Source organism: Kineococcus haloalkalitolerans, assembly GCF_050871905.1.
GTDB lineage: Bacteria > Actinomycetota > Actinomycetes > Actinomycetales > Kineococcaceae > Kineococcus.
The window spans coordinates 124223-139593 of the sequence record NZ_JBJLSH010000003.1 but is presented as its reverse complement, the minus strand read 5'-3'; the positions used below and the strand labels follow the sequence as shown (position 1 = coordinate 139593).

Annotated in this window: 14 protein-coding genes and 1 pseudogene; 8 read left to right on the top strand and 7 right to left on the bottom strand. The window is 75.8% G+C overall.

The features are described from left to right. Positions 1-83: 83 nt before the first annotated feature. Positions 84-1880: a bifunctional metallophosphatase/5'-nucleotidase gene (locus ACRYMY_RS02650; protein WP_432545715.1), complete on the bottom strand. Its 1797-nt coding sequence runs from the start codon at positions 1878-1880 to the stop codon at positions 84-86. A gap of 209 nt (positions 1881-2089) precedes the next feature. Between ACRYMY_RS02650 and ACRYMY_RS02645 the strand changes: the two genes are divergently transcribed. The 3 genes from ACRYMY_RS02645 (at position 2090) to ACRYMY_RS02635 (ending at position 7191) form a co-directional block, all read left to right on the top strand. Then, positions 2090-4693, top strand: a complete 2604-nt coding sequence (locus tag ACRYMY_RS02645) for an ExeM/NucH family extracellular endonuclease (RefSeq protein WP_432545714.1) — start codon at positions 2090-2092, stop codon at positions 4691-4693. Positions 4694-4921: 228 nt separating this feature from the next. Then, positions 4922-5743 carry an MBL fold metallo-hydrolase gene (locus tag ACRYMY_RS02640; protein ID WP_432545713.1) on the top strand — a complete coding sequence of 274 codons (822 nt, stop codon included), beginning with the start codon at positions 4922-4924 and terminating at the stop codon, positions 5741-5743. A 485-nt stretch (positions 5744-6228) separates the two neighbouring features. Beyond that, positions 6229-7191: a cold-shock protein gene (locus ACRYMY_RS02635; RefSeq protein WP_432545712.1), complete on the top strand. Its 963-nt coding sequence runs from the start codon at positions 6229-6231 to the stop codon at positions 7189-7191. A 21-nt stretch (positions 7192-7212) separates the two neighbouring features. Here the strand turns inward: ACRYMY_RS02635 and ACRYMY_RS02630 are convergent. The 3 genes and pseudogenes from ACRYMY_RS02630 to ACRYMY_RS02620 all read right to left on the bottom strand — a co-directional run. Then, positions 7213-7980: pseudogene (locus tag ACRYMY_RS02630) on the bottom strand (IS5 family transposase); the annotation flags it as partial. 45 nt (positions 7981-8025) lie between these two features. After that, complete coding sequence (locus tag ACRYMY_RS02625) at positions 8026-8478, bottom strand: hypothetical protein (protein ID WP_432545711.1); 453 nt, start codon at positions 8476-8478, stop codon at positions 8026-8028. 113 nt (positions 8479-8591) lie between these two features. Beyond that, entirely contained in the window at positions 8592-9440 is an 849-nt protein-coding gene (locus ACRYMY_RS02620; RefSeq protein WP_432545710.1) for a helix-turn-helix transcriptional regulator, read from the bottom strand. Positions 9441-9542: 102 nt separating this feature from the next. On the opposite strand from ACRYMY_RS02620, the gene ACRYMY_RS02615 reads away from it, so the two are divergent. Continuing rightward, positions 9543-10322, top strand: coding sequence for an SDR family NAD(P)-dependent oxidoreductase (locus tag ACRYMY_RS02615; protein WP_432545709.1), 780 nt, complete (start codon positions 9543-9545; stop codon positions 10320-10322). Between the two features lie 67 nt (positions 10323-10389). Here the strand turns inward: ACRYMY_RS02615 and ACRYMY_RS02610 are convergent, their stop codons facing one another. Next, positions 10390-11055: a class I SAM-dependent DNA methyltransferase gene (locus tag ACRYMY_RS02610; RefSeq protein ID WP_432545708.1), complete on the bottom strand. Its 666-nt coding sequence runs from the start codon at positions 11053-11055 to the stop codon at positions 10390-10392. Positions 11056-11131: 76 nt separating this feature from the next. Between ACRYMY_RS02610 and ACRYMY_RS02605 the strand changes: the two genes are divergently transcribed. After that, the gene (locus ACRYMY_RS02605; protein WP_432545707.1) at positions 11132-11674 is read left to right on the top strand and encodes an alpha/beta hydrolase; all 543 of its coding nucleotides are present in this window, start codon (positions 11132-11134) and stop codon (positions 11672-11674) included. Between the two features lie 35 nt (positions 11675-11709). Here ACRYMY_RS02605 and ACRYMY_RS02600 read toward each other — a convergent pair whose 3' ends face one another. Further along, positions 11710-12141 (bottom strand): winged helix-turn-helix transcriptional regulator, encoded by a 432-nt coding sequence (locus ACRYMY_RS02600; RefSeq protein WP_432545706.1) that lies wholly within the window; start codon positions 12139-12141, stop codon positions 11710-11712. 133 nt (positions 12142-12274) lie between these two features. Between ACRYMY_RS02600 and ACRYMY_RS02595 the strand changes: the two genes are divergently transcribed. The 3 genes from ACRYMY_RS02595 to ACRYMY_RS02585 all read left to right on the top strand — a co-directional run bounded on the left by ACRYMY_RS02595 (position 12275) and on the right by ACRYMY_RS02585 (position 14341). Beyond that, a complete protein-coding gene (locus ACRYMY_RS02595; protein ID WP_432545705.1) occupies positions 12275-13144 on the top strand; it encodes an oxidoreductase in 870 nt (289 codons plus the stop codon). A 136-nt stretch (positions 13145-13280) separates the two neighbouring features. Next, positions 13281-13691, top strand: a complete 411-nt coding sequence (locus ACRYMY_RS02590) for a nitroreductase/quinone reductase family protein (RefSeq protein WP_432545774.1) — start codon at positions 13281-13283, stop codon at positions 13689-13691. Next, entirely contained in the window at positions 13688-14341 is a 654-nt protein-coding gene (locus ACRYMY_RS02585; RefSeq protein WP_432545704.1) for a class I SAM-dependent methyltransferase, read from the top strand. The genes ACRYMY_RS02590 and ACRYMY_RS02585 overlap by 4 nt, the downstream gene beginning before the upstream one ends. A 61-nt stretch (positions 14342-14402) precedes the next feature. Here ACRYMY_RS02585 and ACRYMY_RS02580 read toward each other — a convergent pair whose 3' ends face one another. Beyond that, a complete protein-coding gene (locus tag ACRYMY_RS02580; protein WP_432545703.1) occupies positions 14403-15353 on the bottom strand; it encodes an SDR family oxidoreductase in 951 nt (316 codons plus the stop codon). Between the last annotated feature and the right edge of the window lie 18 nt (positions 15354-15371).

Genomic DNA, 15371 nt, shown 5'->3' with positions numbered 1-15371 from the left:
GAAGGAGCCGCGCGCGAGGAGCGGAGCAGGACCGTCGCCGCCACGTCGGGCGACGACGGTCCCGCTCCGCTCCCGCGCAGCGGTCAGGAGACGGCCGTGATGCGCCCCTCGCCGCCCACCGGGTAGTCGGCGGCGGTGACCCGCCCGCCGAGCTCACCGGTGAGGTAGGTCGCCAGCGCCTGCTGGTAGGTCACCGGCAGCACGCTGAAGGCGACGCCGTCGAAGGGGTAGCCGTCGCCGCCGCGCAGCAGGAAGTCGATCGTCGCCACGGACAGGGTTTCCAGGGCGCCGGTGGGCTCCCCGCCGCGCACCAGGGCGGTGCCGTCGTCGAGGACGAGGTCGACGACGCGCGAGCCGGCCGGCTGGGCCGGGTCGTAGCTGACGCGGTAGCCGGCCGCCTGCGCGAACGACCCGGCCGGCTGGAGCACCCCACCGCTCACCTGGCCGGACAGTCCGTGCTCCACCCCGGCAACGAACGTGCTGACCGGCATGGCCGGGGCCACGCCCACGAAGTTCGCGAAGGGCAGCACCGTGTAGGTGTCCAGGGCCGTCAGGTTCCCGGCGGGCAGCACGGAGGCGTTGCGGATGCCGCCGCCGTTCTGCAGGGCGACCACGGGCGCGGTCACCCCGGCCGCGGCGGCCTCGCGGCGCGCGGCGGCCAGCACCGCGTCCGTGGCGAGGTTCCCCAGGTTCGTCTCACGGCTGCGCACGTCGTTGCGCACGCCGTTCAGCGGGACCTCCGAGGTCGCCACGACGCGCCGGCCGAGGTCGGCGACGTACTGCTGCACCGGCTGCACGACCTGCCGGGTCACCTGCGCGTCGGGCGCGACGGCGTCGGTGCCCTGCGCGACGACCGGGATCGGCCGCGAGGCCACCTCGTCGACGGACAAGACGTCGCCGCGGTCGTCGAAGTTCACGACGAGCCGGCCGACATAGGAGTACAGGGCGTTCGTCGTCACGACCGGCACGACGCGCCCGTCGGCGTCGGTGGGGGTCAGCGGGTACGGCCCGTAGGGGGTGACGCCGTTGGCGACGCGCGGGTCGGCGGGGTCGGCGAGCAGTTCGTGCCCGCCGCCGCCGACGACGACGTCCACGCCGCGCAGCTGCCCGGCGAGAGCCACCTCGTTGTCGATGTCCTGCAGGTGCGAGACGAGCACGACCTTGTCCACGCCGGCGGCGGCGTAGGAGGCGGCCTGCGCGTTGGCGATCCGCGCCAGGTCCGGGTCCACGGTGACGCCGCGCGAGCTGCTCAGGCGCGGCAGCTCGGGGGTGGTCAGGCCGATGATCCCGACGCGCTCGCCCTTGATCTCCTCGACGTGCGTCTGCACGATCGTGCCGTCGCGGACCTCGGCGAGCAGCCGCGGCTCGGCGTCGAACCCGAGGTTGCCGGCGACGAACGTCGTGCCGGAGGAGACGTCGCCCAGCCAGCGGGCGAGGAAGTCGGGGTTCTGGTCGAAGTCGTGGTTGCCGAGGATCGAGACGTCGAACCCGGCGGCGCTGAACGCCGTGGCGTCGTAGACCGGCCGCGAGGGGTCGTCGCTGGCGGCGAGCTGCGGGCCGGGCAGGAAGTTGTCGCCGGCCGAGACGGTCAGCACGCCGCGCTTGCCGGCCTGGCCGGGGCCGGGGGCGCCCGTGACGGCGGCGCGCTGCTCGCGCTTGACCAGCGCCACGAAGCGGTCGGCCCCGCCGTAGGTGCTGCCGTCGGTGCCCGTCACGGGCAGCAGGGACGACTCGAGGTCGTTGGCGTGCAGGATCGTCAGGGTGAAGTCGGGCTTCGGCGCCTTCGGGCCGGGCGCGGCGACGGCGGTCGCGGGGGCCGCGGCGAGGGTGGCGGCCAGGACGAGGGCGAGCGCGCCGCGGCGCGCGGGTGCGGGGTGCATGTCTCTCCGGGGGACGGCGGTGCTGTCGGGGCGGATCCTCGCACCCGCCGGGGGGTTCCGGGAACGGTTCGCGCGCCGAGTGACCGCGCTCTCACCCCAGCACCGGGACGTCATCAGGAGTTAACCCGGGGACGGCTCCCGACGGCGTCGAGCACCCACCGGACCGGGTTACCGTCTGTGAACCCCCGTGTCCTTCCGGAAGGATCCCCGTGCCCAGTCGTCCCCGTGCGACGCGCCTGACCGGCGGCTGCGTCGCCCTCGGCGTCGCCGGTACCGCGTTCACCGCGCTCGGCCTGCCCGTCGCCTCGGCGGCCGCGCCGACCGTCCCCTTCGTCTCCGAGGTCCACTACGACAACGCCGGCGCCGACGTCGACGAGTTCGTCGAGGTCGAGCTGCCCGCCGGCACCAGCTCGGCCGGGTTGTCGGTCGTGCTCTACAACGGCAGCGGCGGCGCGTCCTACGCGACCCTGCCCCTGCCGGAGGCCACCGCCGGCGGCGCGGCGCAGGTGGTGACCGTCGACGGTCCCGCCGCCGGCATCCAGAACGGCGCCCCGGACGGCATCGCCCTGGTGCGCGGCACCGAGGTGCTGGAGTTCCTGTCCTACGAGGGCGTCTTCACCGCCACCAACGGCCCGGCCTCCGGCCTCGCCAGCACCGACATCGGCGTGTCGGAGGCGGGCAACGAGCCCGCCGGGCAGTCGCTGCAGCGCACCTACGACGCCGCCGCCGACGCGCTGGTGTGGTCCGGCCCCGCCCCCGCCAGCCGCGGCACCGTGAACTCCGCCGCCCCCGCCGAGCCCGACCCGCAGCCGCCGGCGCCGGCGGACCCCGTCGAGATCGGCGCGGTGCAGGGCACCGGGGCGACCAGCCCGCTGGCCGGGCAGCGGGTCACCGTGACCGGCGTCGTCGTCGGCGACGTCCCGGGCCTGTCCGGTTTCTACCTGCAGGACCCCGACGGCGACGGCGACCCCGCCACCTCCGACGGCGTCTTCGTCTTCAGCCCCGCCGCCGTCGACCTCGGCGACACCGTCACCGTCACCGGCCAGGTCCAGGAGTTCGGCGGCCAGACGCAGGTCTCCGCGCCCGCCGGCGTCACGGTCGTCGCCGAGGGCAGCGCGTCGGACCTGCCCGCGCCCGCCGTGCTGGACCTGCCCGCCGACGACGCCGCCCGCGAGCGCCTGGAGGGGATGCTCGTCGCCCCCGCCGACCGCCTGACGGTCAGCGAGGTCTACGACCTGACGAGCTTCGGCGAGCTGACCCTGTCCGCCGGCGGCGTGCTGGTCCAGCCCACCGAGCTGGCCCGCCCCGGCGCCGGCGCGCAGGCGATCGCCGCGGAGAACGCGCTGCGCAGCATCGTCCTGGACGACGCCGTCAGCTCCCGCACCTCCGTCACGAACCGCCCGTACCTGAGCCCCAGCACCCCGGTGCGCGTCGGCGACGAGGTGACGTTCACCGAGCCGCTGGTGCTCGGCTACGGGTTCGACGCCTGGCGCCTGCAGCCGGCGGACGGCACCGCCGCCGGCGTCTTCGCCGCGCAGGACACCCGGCCGCGGGCTCCCGAGGCCGTCGGCGGTGACGTGCGGGTCGGCGCGTTCAACGTGCTGAACTACTTCCTCACCTTCGGCGGTGCCGGGCGGGGTGCGCCGAACCAGGCCGAGCTCGAGGAGCAGGCCGGCAAGATCGTGCCGGCGATCCGGGCGCTGGGCGCGGACGTCGTGACCCTCATGGAGATCGAGGACACCGACTCCAGCGGCCTGACGCCGGGGAACGCCGACACCGCGCTGGCCGACCTGGTGCGCCGGCTGAACGCCGCCGCCGGGTCCGAGCAGTGGGCGTACTCGCCGATGCCGCGGGAGCTGTACGGCGTCCCCCGCGACGTCATCCGCAACGCCGTCATCTACCGGCGCGACGTCGTGCAGCCGGTGGGCGCGCCGGTCGGCCTGGTCGACGAGAGCGTCTGGTCGAACGCCCGCGAGCCGATCGCTCAGACGTTCGTCAAGGACGGCGACGCGTTCACCGTGGTGGCGAACCACTTCAAGTCCAAGGGCGGCACCGGCACGGGCGACAACGCCGACACCGGCCAGGGTTCCTTCAACGGCGACCGCGTCCGACAGGCCGAGTCGCTGGCCGGTTTCGTCGCCCGGCTGCGCGAGAGCACCGGCGACCCGGACGTGGTGGCGCTGGGCGACTTCAACGCCTACACGCAGGAGGACCCGATCGAGGTGCTGCGCACCCGCGCGGGGCTGACCGACCTGGGCGCCCGGTTCGACGAGGGCCGCTACAGCTACGTCTTCGACGCGCTGTCCGGTTCGCTGGACCACGCGCTGGCCAGCGCCGAGCTGACCGCGAAGGTGACGGACGCGACCCACTGGAACATCAACTCGGTGGAGTCCTTCGCCTACCAGTACGCCGGTGACCCGGCCCTGTACGCGGCGAACCCCTACCGCTCCAGCGACCACGACCCGGTCGTGTTCGGCATCGACCTCGACGAGCGCTGCCAGGGCCTGGTGCCCACGATCCGCGGCACCGCCGGCGACGACGTGCTCACCGGCACCAACGGCCGCGACGTCATCATGGGCCTGGGCGGGAACGACGTCATCACCGGCGGCAACGGCGACGACGTGATCTGCGGCGGCGCCGGGAACGACACGGTCTCCGGCGGCAACGGGAACGACGTCCTGCTGGGCGGGTTCGGCGACGACCGCCTGGTCGGCGAGAACGGCGACGACGTGCTCGTCGGCGGCCCGGGCACCGACGTCCTCGACCAGGGCCGCGGCAGCGGCCGCGAGGAGCAGGACGGCGCGGAGTCCTGATCCCGCACCCCTGACCGGCGAGCGCCCGGGCCCCGGCGGGGACCCGGGCGCTCGTGCGTGGTCGTCGTGGTGCCGACACGCCGGACTCCGGTCACCGGTGAGTCCTCGGCGTCCCCGCGGTCTGGAGGACGTCGACACCCGTCCGGTGGGTGCCCCGGCGGAGGAGGGCGAGGACGTGATCGAGGACCCGCACCGGCGCGGCCACCGCGCGAGCACCGGGGAACTCCCGTGCTGACCGAGGTCGCCGACGGCGTCCTGGTCCACCGCAGCGAGCTGCTGCGGAACAACACCGTCGTCGTGCGGGGACCCTCCGGCGCGCTGCTCGTCGACCCCGGCGTCACGCGCGCCGAGCTGGAGCGCCTGACGAGCGACCTGCGCGACCTCGGCGACGCGGTGGTGGCCGGGTTCGCGACGCACCCGGACTGGGACCACGCGCTGTGGCACCCCGGGCTCGGCGACGCTCCCCGGTACGGCACCGCGCGCTGCGCCGCCTCCCTGCAGCAGCTGCGCTCCGCACCGGACTGGCGGGACACCTTCGTCCAGGGCCTGCCGCCCGAGATCGCCGACGAGACCCCCGTGGAGCTGTTCGGCCTGGTCACCGCCCTGCCCGCCGATGCCGTCGAGGTCCCCTGGGACGGCCCGCGCGTCCGCGTCCTCGAGCACCCCGCCCACGCGCCGGGGCACGCCGCGCTGCTGGTCGAGCGGGCTCGGGTCCTCGTCGCCGGTGACATGCTCTCGGACGTCTTCGTGCCGATGCTCGACGACCCGCGCGAGGGGAGCGACCCGCTGGCGGACCACCTCACCGGGCTGCAGCGGCTGGCGGACGTCGCCGGCGAGGCCGACGTGGTGGTGCCCGGTCACGGCTCGGTGGGCGACGCGCGGGAGCTGCGCGCCCGGCTCGCCGCGGACCTGGCGTACGTGCGGGCCCTGCGGGACGGGCGCCCGACCGACGACCCCCGCGTCCTGCGGCCCGAACCGGGCTGGGAGTGGGTCGCGGACCTGCACGAGGGCCAGGTGCGCACCTGGGCCCCGGGCCGCGGGCGCGGCTGACCGCCCTGGGCCGTGTCTGGTAGGTCATGGGGACGGTCCCTGTCAGCGGCGATGGGCTCGGTGAGGGCGGCGGCGGCGCGGCGGAAGTCATGACGGGGCACGGGGCGGTCGATCGGCCGACGTGAGCCCGTGTGGTCGGGCGGGGCGGCCGGCGAGCTCGAGCACGAGCACGTCCTCGTCACTGGGAGATCACGGGCCTGTCGGTGTCGGTCGGAGAGTCGTAGGTCTTCCGGAGCGTCGCTCGACGGCCAGCACACCTGGGCTCACGACGATCACTGTGCCCGTGACGAGTGGTCCCGGACGAGGTGCGCTCGCGGGCCGGCGCGGACGAGGCGGCGTCCGGGTCGTTCGCGACCGCCACGCGCCTCCTCGCGCCTGCGACGCCCTGACCGTGGGCTGACCGGTGGCCGGTCCCGGTGGTCCCGGGCCCCGACGCCGTCAGCGAGACTGAGAGCATCGCCCGCTCTTCCGACCTGGAGCTTCCCATGCCGCACGCGACCGTCCGCTGGTTCGACGCTGAACGGGGGTTCGGCTTCCTCGCGCCCGAGGACGGCTCACCGGACGTGTTCGTGCACGCCTCCTCGATCGTCGAGGACGGAGGGTCGAAGGTGCTCCGCGAGGGCCAGACCGTCGAGTTCGAGGCCGGCGAGAACGACCGCGGTCCCCAGGCGCTGCGCGTCCGCGTCACCTCCGAGACGACCGCCGGCGGCGCCGTGGGCCTGCTCGGCACGGTCAACTGGTACGAGCCGACCAAGGGGTACGGGTTCGCCTCGCCGGACGGCGGAGGCCCCGACATCTTCGTGCACAGCTCTGCCATCGTCACGGGCGGCGTGGTCACCGAGGGGCAGCGGGTGGCCTTCGTCGTCGTCGAGGGCGAGCGCGGCCCGCAGGCGGCGCACGTGGTCCCGCTGGGGCCGGGGGCCGGCCTGCCCGTCGGGGCCGGCGGTGCCGACGGGGCGGACGGCACCGTCTCCTGGTACGACGAGGACAAGGGCTTCGGCTTCATCGCCCCCGACTCCGGCGCCGGGGACGTCTTCGTCCACGCCCGATCCCTGGCCGAGGGGCTGACCTGGTTGACCGAGGGCGACCGCGTGGCGTACGCGGTGGTCAGCGGTGACAAGGGCCCGCAGGCCCGCGACGTGCAGCTCGTCCGAGGGGCCGAGCCCGCACCGCCACCGCGACAGCCGGCACCGGCCGGGCCGGCACACACCAGGAGGAGAGAGCCGGGGTCACGGGGCGTGCCTGCACGCGCCGGTGAGGGCGTCGTCGCACGTTACGACGGCGAGCGCGGATTCGGGTTCATCACCCCGGACGCCGGAGGTGACGACCTGTTCGTCCACGTGTCCGTGGTCGCAGGGTCGGAACCGCTGCAGCAGGGCGACCGAGTCCGGTACACGGTGCGTCAGAGCGACCGGGGCCCGCAAGCCGATCGCGTGGCGCGCCTCTAGGAGATGTCTGGTGGATCTCTGCTGCAGCCAGAGCAGAGACGAGGCCAGCAGCAGTCCGGCGCGGTGGTGATGGGCGTGCTCGTCGTAGCGAGTGGCCAGTCCTCGCCACTGCTCCAAGCGGTTGAAGCAGCGCTCGACGACGTTGCGGCGCCGGTGGATCGCTGTGTCGAAGGCACAGGGGCGCCCGCCGTCCGCGCCGCGGGCGGCGCGGTTGGCCAGTTGGTCGTCGCGTTCGGGGATCGTGACGGCGGTGCCTCGTCCGGCCAGGTAGCGGCGGTCGGCGCGGGAGCTGCAGCCCTTGTCGCCGACCACCTGCTCTGGGCGGGTTCGGGGACGGCCCCGGCCCTGGCGGGCGACGTGGATCTGCTCGACCAGAGCGGGCAGCACGGTCGTGTCGTCGACGTCGCCTGCCGTCAGCACGACCGCCAGTGGCCGACCGTGGCCGTCGACGGCCAGGTGGGTCTTGGTGGTCGATCCGCCGCGGGAGCGGCCGACCGCGACCAGCCGGTCCAGCTCCCCGGCGGCATCGGCGTCCGCCTGTGCCGCTTCCAGCAGTCGCTGCCACGTCCCGTCCGCGGTCCAGCGCGCCAGGCGGGCACAGGCGGTCTGCCACGGCCCGAACCGCTCAGGCAGCTCCCGCCACGGGGAGCCGGTGCGGTACTTCCAGGCCACCGCTTCGATCACCTGTCGGTGGCTGCGCCGGCGCCCACCCCGACGCGGCGCCACCGACGGCAGCAGCGCCTCGATCCGAGCCCACGCCGGATCCGTGAGCACCTCCGACGGACTCATGACCAGCAGTGGACATCACCACCGCTGTGATCCACCAGACAAGGCCTAGCGCCGCACGCCGACGGCGCCCACGGCCCCGCGCAGGCCCGAGCAGCCGATGCACCCGACGCACCCCACGCAGTCGGTGCACCCGACGCACGCCACGCACGCGACGCAGCCGACGTTGGCGATCCCGGCGACGACACCGGCGCTGCCGACGACACCGAGGCTGAGCGCCACACCCGCGCTGCCGACGACCGCGGCGCTCGCGGCGACCGCGGCGCTCATCCCGACGCCCGCGCTGGCGGCGGTGGCCGCGCTGCCGACGACGGCGGCCGACGCCGCGGTGGCCGCGCTGCCCACCGCCGCCGCGCTCGCAGCGGTGGCGGCGCTGCCGACCACGGCGCTGCTGCCGACGGTCGCGACGTCGCCGGCCGCGGTGACCCCGCACGGCGCGCCGGGAGCCGTCGCCCCGGGCAGGTGGCCGGTCTCACGGTGGGGGGTGCGCTCGTGCGACATGCGGTGCCTCCCGCGTCGGTGCGGCCCTCGCTGGTGCGGTCGACGGCCAGGATGGCGACCGCGGCGCGGGGTGACAAGGGTCCGCGGGCGCCGCCCCCCTCGCCGGCGGACCCTCAGCCCGCGCGCTCCGGCGTGGCGGCCCACCCGGCCAGCAGCGGCAGCACCCGCGCCGTGGGCGAGTCGGGTTCGACGGTGTAGACGACCAGGTGCTGCTCGGGGTCGAGCGGGCTGATCACGGTCTCGATGCCGAAGGTCAGCGGGCCCGCCACGGGGTGCGCGACGTGCTTGGTCAGCGAGGTGCGGAAGGCGACGCGCTGGTCGTCCCACCAGCGGGCGAGGTCGGGGTCGGCGCGGCGCAGCTCGTCCACGAGGGCGGCCAGGCGGCGGTCGTCGGGGTGGCGGCCCACCTCGTAGCGCAGCGCCCCGACGGCGGCGGGGGCGAACTCGGCCCAGTTCGCCAGCCGCGACCGCGCAGCGGGGTCCAGGAACAGCCAGCGCGCGAGGTTGGAGCCCGGTTCCGCGGGGAACCCCAGCACCTCGGCCAGCAGCGTGTTGCGCGCCAGGACCTCCGAGCGCCGCCCCAGCAGCAGCGCCGGGACGTGGCCGAGGGTGTCCAGCAGCCGCAGCATCCCCGGGTCGGGGCGCTGAGGGGCCTCGGGACCGGCCCAGCGCCGGCGCGAGGAGGGGGCGGCCAGGTCGCGCAGGTGGGCGCGCTCGACGTCGTCGAGCTGCAGCGCGCGGCTGAGCGCTTCGACGACCTCCTCGGTGACGGTGTGCTGGCGGCCCTGCTCCAGGCGGCTGTAGTGGTCCGGGCTCAGCCCGGCCAGCACGGCCAGCTCCTCCTTGCGCAGCCCGGGCACCCGGCGCGGTCCGGGGAAGGGCGCGATGCCGGCCTGCGCGGGGGTCAGGCGGTCGCGCCGCGAGCGCAGGAACGCCCCCAGGGCGGAACGGTCGACGGGCACCGGACCAGCGTAGGAGCGGGCCGCGGGACGGAACCAGGTCACGCCGCGCCCCGGCTGGGCGCGTCCTGGTGGGCGCGGGCGGCGGGGGCTGCACTGGTCGCCATGACCACCACCGAGACCACCGGCACCACCACCGGGCGGCCCACCGTCCTCGTCACCGGTTCCACCAGCGGGATCGGCGCCGCCACCGCCCGCGTCCTCGCCGCCGCCGGCTGGCACGTCGTCGTCACCGGACGCGACGCGCTGCGCGGCAAGGGCGTCGTCGAGGAGGTCGAGGCCGCCGGCGGGCGCGCCGCCTTCGCGCCCTCCGACCTGTCCGCGTCGCCGGAGGAGCTGCGGGAGTTCGCCCGCGCCGCCGTCGAGGCCGCCGGCGGGCGCCTGGACGCCCTCGTGCACAACGCCGCCGTGTGCCCCGCCGTCGGCACCCCGGACCTCAGCGACGCGGACCTGGAGACGGCGCTCGCGGTGAACGTGCGCGCCCCGCACGTCCTGACCGCCGCGCTGGTGCCCGCGATGGCCGAGCGGGGACGCGGCGCGGTCGTCGTCGTCGGCTCCTGGATGGCGCACGTCGGGCACCCGTTCGCCGGGCTGTACGCGGCGACCAAGGCCGCGGAGGTTCAGCTCGGCCGCAGCTGGGCGGCGGAGTTCGGCCCGCGCGGGGTGCGGGTGAACACCGTCTCCCCCGGTGCGACCCGCACGCCGGTCAACGACGCCGCCGCCGACGTCGTCGAGGCGATGACCGCCGGGACGGCCGGCGGCCGCCCGGGCCGGCCCGAGGAGGTCGCCGCCGCGGTGGCGTGGCTGCTGTCGGAGGAGTCCGCGTACGTCCACGGCGCGGAGATCGCGGTGGACGGGGGGATCGTCACCACCCGCACGGCCTGAGCCCTGGACGGGAGCGGAACCGTCGTCCGGCTGCGCGTCGAGGACGGTTCCGCTCCCGTCGCGGCGCTCACACCGCCCGGGCCAGCACGACCGCCTGGTCGTCCTGCTCGGCACCGCGCGGCCGCCGCACCAGCCGGCACTCCTCCCGCAGACCGGCGTCCCGCAAACCGGCGGCGACCTCGTCCGCCGTCACGAGGTACCGCTCCAGGTGGACGTCGTGCCCGAACCGGCGGTAGGCCGCCGAGACGTCGCGGACCCCCTCACCGGCCTGGAACGCGACGACGACGTACCCGCCGGGGCGCAGCACCCGCGCGACCTCCGCGAAGACGCGCGGGTGCTCCTCGGGCCGGGTGTGGATGACCGAGTACCAGAGGACCACGCCCGCGAAGCCGCCCGGCGGGTGCGGCAGGTCCGTCAGCGTCCCCACGGTGAAGCGGTGACCCGGGTGGTGGCGGCGCGCCTCGGCGACCATGCCCGGCGACAGGTCCACGCCCTCCACGGCGCACCCCCGCTCGGCCAGGTAGCGCGTGATGCGGCCGGTGCCGCAGCCGGCGTCCAGGACGGGCGCGGCACCGGCCGTGGACCCCGCCGTCACCGCCGCGGCGAAGGCGTCGAGCACCGCCAGCTCCAGCGGCGCCTCGGCCCGCACGTCCGGCAGGTGGGTGGCGTAGTCGCGGGCGACGGTGTCGTAGGCGTGCCGCACGGCGGCCAGGTCGAGGGGTTCGTCGGGCACCACCCCCGCACGCTCCCACGACTGAGCCGGCGGGAGCCGCTCCGCGTAGGGTTCGCGTCCCTGCGGAGGAGGAGCGGTGGCACACGTCGTGGTCGACGTCCACGAGGGCGGTGAGCGCACCGCCACCGTGCTGCCCGGACGCGGGTACACGTGCGACGGGCCGCTGCTGCACCACCTGCGCCTGCTGCTGCGCCAGCGCGGCTGGACGGTCCGGACGGTGCGCTGGACCACGCCGCCGACCCCGCAGGAACTCCTCGGTCTGGCCCCGGACCTGCTCGACGGGGTGCGCGCGCGGACGCACCTCGTGGTCGCGAAGTCGCTGAGCACGCGGCTCCTGCCGGCAGCCGTCGAGCGCGGCCTCCCCGGCGTCTGGCTCACCCCCCTGCTCCGCGAACCCGGGGTGCGCGGGGCCGCCCGGTCCGCCGCGCCCGCGCTGCTGGTCGGTGGTTCGGCCGACCCGCACTGGGACGGCGACGCCGCCCGGCGTTCGGGCCGGCGCGTGCTGGAGGTGGAGGGCGCCGACCACTCGGTCGAGGTCCCCGGCGACGCCGCGGCGACCGCGCGGGCCCTGCGGGCGGTCGTGGCCGCGGCGGCGGGGTTCCTGGACGACCTGCCGTGACGGCCGGACCGCGGTGACGGGGCGGACCGGCGTCCTCAGGCGGTCGCCGCGTCGTGGGCCTCGCGGTGGGCGGCGACGGCGTCCATGTTCTCCTGCGCCCACTCCCGCAGGTGGCGGACCACCGCGTGCAGGGACAGCCCGAGAGCGGTGAGCTCGTAGGTCACGGTGGCGGGTACGGTCGCCTCGACGGTGCGGGTCACCAGGCCGTCGCGCTCGAGGTTCCGCAGCGTCTGCGTGAGCATCTTCTGGCTGACCCCGGCCAGCAGCCGCGCCAGCTGCGAGTACCGCAGCGGCCGGGGGCCGGAACCCTCCTGCGCCGCCGCGTCGCCGGCCAGCGCGCACAGCACGAGGGTGACCCACTTGTCCGCGACGCGGTCCAGCAACTGCCGGCTCGGGCACACCGCCAGGAACGCGTCGTGGTCCGTCTTCGCCCGCGCCCTGCGCTGGGCCGCCGTCGTCGTCGCCACGTCCCGCTCCCCACGTCCCGGTGCCCTACGCACTTCCAGGTGCCTGCTTCCCGTCGGAGAGCAGCGGTGCCAGTGTCTCCCACGGCGCCCCCGGGCGCCAAAGACGCGAGAACCCACCAGGGAGGTCCCCACCGTGAACACCACCACCGCGCTGCCCGGCGGAACCTGGCTCCTGGGCGACCGGGAGGTCACCCGCTTCGGCTACGGCGCCATGCAGCTGGCCGGACCCGGCGTGATGGGCCCGCCGGCCGACCGCGACGGCGCGCTGGCGGTCCTGCGCGCCGCCGTGGACGCCGGCACCACCCACGTCGACACCAGCGGCGCCTACGGCCCGCACGTCGTCAACGCGCTGCTGCGCGAGGCCCTGCACCCGTACCCGCAGGACCTCGTCATCGCCACGAAGGTCGGCGCCGACCGCGACGCGCAGGGGGGCTGGCCCACGGCCCGGCGCCCGGAGGACCTGCGCCGGCAGGTGCGCGAGAACCTCGACGTCCTCGGGGTGGACGCCCTGGACCTCGTGCACCTGCGCGCGGGCGACGCCACCGGGCCGCAGCCGGGCTCGATCGCGGAGGCGTTCGGGGTCCTGGCGGAGCTGCAGCGCGACGGCCTCGTGCGGCACCTGGGCGTCAGCAACGTCACCGCCGAGCAGGTCGCCGAGGCCCGCGGCACCGCCCCGGTCGTCGCCGTGCAGAACCTGTACAACCTCGCCGTGCGCCACGACGACGACCTCGTCGACGACCTGGCCCGCGACGGGATCGCGTACGTGCCGTTCTTCCCCCTCGGGGGGTTCACGCCGCTGCAGTCCGCGGCCCTGTCCCGCGTGGCGGACCGGCACCGGGTGCGGCCCGCCGCGGTGGCCCTGGCCTGGCTGCTGCAGCGCTCGCCCAACGTCCTGCTCATCCCGGGCACGTCGTCGGTCGCGCACCTACACGAGAACATCGCCGGCGCAGGCACGGAGCTGTCCAGCGAGGACCTCGCCGAGCTGGACGCGATCGGCCGCTGACGGTGTCCCCGGGCACCGTCTGGACCGGGGCCGTGCCTCGGGGCAGGCTGGCTCCCGCCGCCCGGAGCGCCCGGGCCGCGGACGGGAGGCAGCGGTGAGCGAGCGCTCGGAGGACCTCGTGCGGGACACGGCCAGGGTGAACGACTGGAACACCAGGATCATCGAGGAGTTCCGCCAGAACGAGGGCCGGGTCGGGGGGCCGTTCGAGGGAGCGCCGATGGTCCTCGTGCACCACCGCGGCCGCAGGAGCGGCGCGGAGCGGGTCAGCCCGATGGTCTACCAGCCGGTCGACGGCGCCTACGCCGTCTTCGCCTCCAAGGCCGGCGCGCCGACCAACCCCGACTGGTACCACAACCTCCTCGCGAACCCCGAGACGACCGTCGAGGTCGGCACGGACACCGTCGCGGTGCGGGTGCGCGAGCTGCACGACGAGGAGCGCAGCGCCGTGTGGGAGCGGCAGAAGGCCGCCTCCCCGGGTTTCGCCGAGTACGAGGTCAAGGCCGCGCCCCGGCAGATCCCCGTCCTGCTGCTGGAGCCGACCGGTTGAACCCGCGGGAGGCGGCGGACGTCGCGCGCTACTACGACGACTTCGCCCCGCACTACGTGCCGGGGTGGCGTTCCCTGGAGCACTACGGCCCCCTCGTCGCGGACTTCCTGCTGCGCGCCGTGACGCCGGAGTGCCGGGTGCTGGACGTGGGTTGCGGGCCGGGGCAGCTGACGCGGGACCTCGCCCCGGACGTGGAGGTCACCGGCGTCGACGTCTCACCGCGGATGCTCGACGCGGCGCGCGCCGGGCGTCCCGCCGGACGCTACGAGCGGCACGACTTCCACGACCCGCTGCCCCGGGACTGGGGGCGCTTCGACGTGGTCGTCGCCGTGGGCTGCCTGGAGTTCTGCCGCGACCTGGGTGCGACGCTGGGGCACCTCGCCGCGGCGAGCGCGCCCGGTGCGCGGCTGCTGGTGGGGGTCGTCGAGGACCGCACCGGTCCCGGGAGCTCCCGCCGCCCGTTCTCCGAGGACGGGCTGCCGGGGGTCGACATGCACTGCTACGACGTGACCGCGCAGCTGGCGGCGGTCACGGCGGCGGGGTTGTCGCCGTCCTCGTACCGGTTCGTGCCGGCCTGGCGGCACGACGAGTACTCCTACGTCGTGCGGTACGGCCTGTGGGAGCTGACGCGGGAGCTGCCGGTCCGGTGACGCGGGACGGGACCGCCGCGGTTCCTCCGCAGCGGTCCCGCCCCGTCCGGGCGTGCGGTCCTCACACCGCCGCCGCCTCGGCGAAGGAGAACCCCGCCAGCTCCTGCGAGACCCGCCACACCCGCTCGGCCTCCTCGGCGTCGCGCAGCGGCCGGAACAGCCGGTGCTCCGCCGGGCCGCCGCCGAGGTTCCCGAACCCCTCCGGCCCGTACAGCGCGCCGCCGCGGGCCCCCGGGTGCGTGGCCGCGTACAGCGCCGGCAGTTGAGCGCTGTCCACCGTCCCCACCACGACCCCCGCGCGGGAGAGCCGGCGGATGACGGCGATCTGCGGGGTGTCGCGGTCGCGGCCCATCTCCGGGCGGGCGGACAGCAGGTTCGTCGGTGCGACCCCGGGGTGGGACAGGTTGCTCGTGATGCCCCAGCCGGCGGCCCTGCTGCGCCGGTCGAGCTCCAGCCCGAAGAGCCCGTAGGCGATCTTCGACTGGCTGTAGGCGCGCATGCCGTCGTAGGAGGACTCCCAGTTCAGGTCGCGCCAGTTCACCTGCCCGGCGCGGGCGGCGACGCTGATCTGCGAGGTGACGCGGGCGCGGCCGGCGATGAGCAGGGGCAGCAGGTGCGCCACGAGCGCGACGTGCCCGAGGTGGTTGGTGCCGAACTGCAGCTCGAAACCGTCGAGGGTGGTCTGGCGCTCCGGCGGGCGCATGACGCCGGCGTTGCCGATGAGCAGGTGCAGCGGCTCGCCCTCGGCGCGCAGCTCGGCGCCCAGCGCGGCCACCGACCGCAGCGACGACAGGTCCAGGTCGTGCACCGAGACGCGGGCGCCGGGGTGCGCGGAGCGGATCCGCGCGGCGGCCACCTCGCCCTTGGCGCGGTTGCGCACCGGCACCAGGACCTCGGCGCCGGCGGCGGCGAGGCGGCGCGCGATGCCGGCGCCGATGCCGTCGCTGGCGCCGGTGACGAGGGCGCGGCGGCCGGACAGGTCGGGCAGTTCCAGGTGGGGCGTGCGGGACATGACGATCCTCCGGTGGTG

Excerpts from the sequence above, each read along its gene's own strand:
- ACRYMY_RS02625 (WP_432545711.1), bottom strand. The coding sequence starts at position 8,478 with ATGTCGCACGAGCGCACCCCCCACCGTGAGACCGGCCACCTGCCCGGG.
- ACRYMY_RS02615 (WP_432545709.1), top strand. The coding sequence starts at position 9,543 with ATGACCACCACCGAGACCACCGGCACCACCACCGGGCGGCCCACCGTC.
- ACRYMY_RS02580 (WP_432545703.1), bottom strand. The coding sequence starts at position 15,353 with ATGTCCCGCACGCCCCACCTGGAACTGCCCGACCTGTCCGGCCGCCGC.
- ACRYMY_RS02650 (WP_432545715.1), bottom strand. The coding sequence starts at position 1,880 with ATGCACCCCGCACCCGCGCGCCGCGGCGCGCTCGCCCTCGTCCTGGCC.
- ACRYMY_RS02635 (WP_432545712.1), top strand. The coding sequence starts at position 6,229 with ATGCCGCACGCGACCGTCCGCTGGTTCGACGCTGAACGGGGGTTCGGC.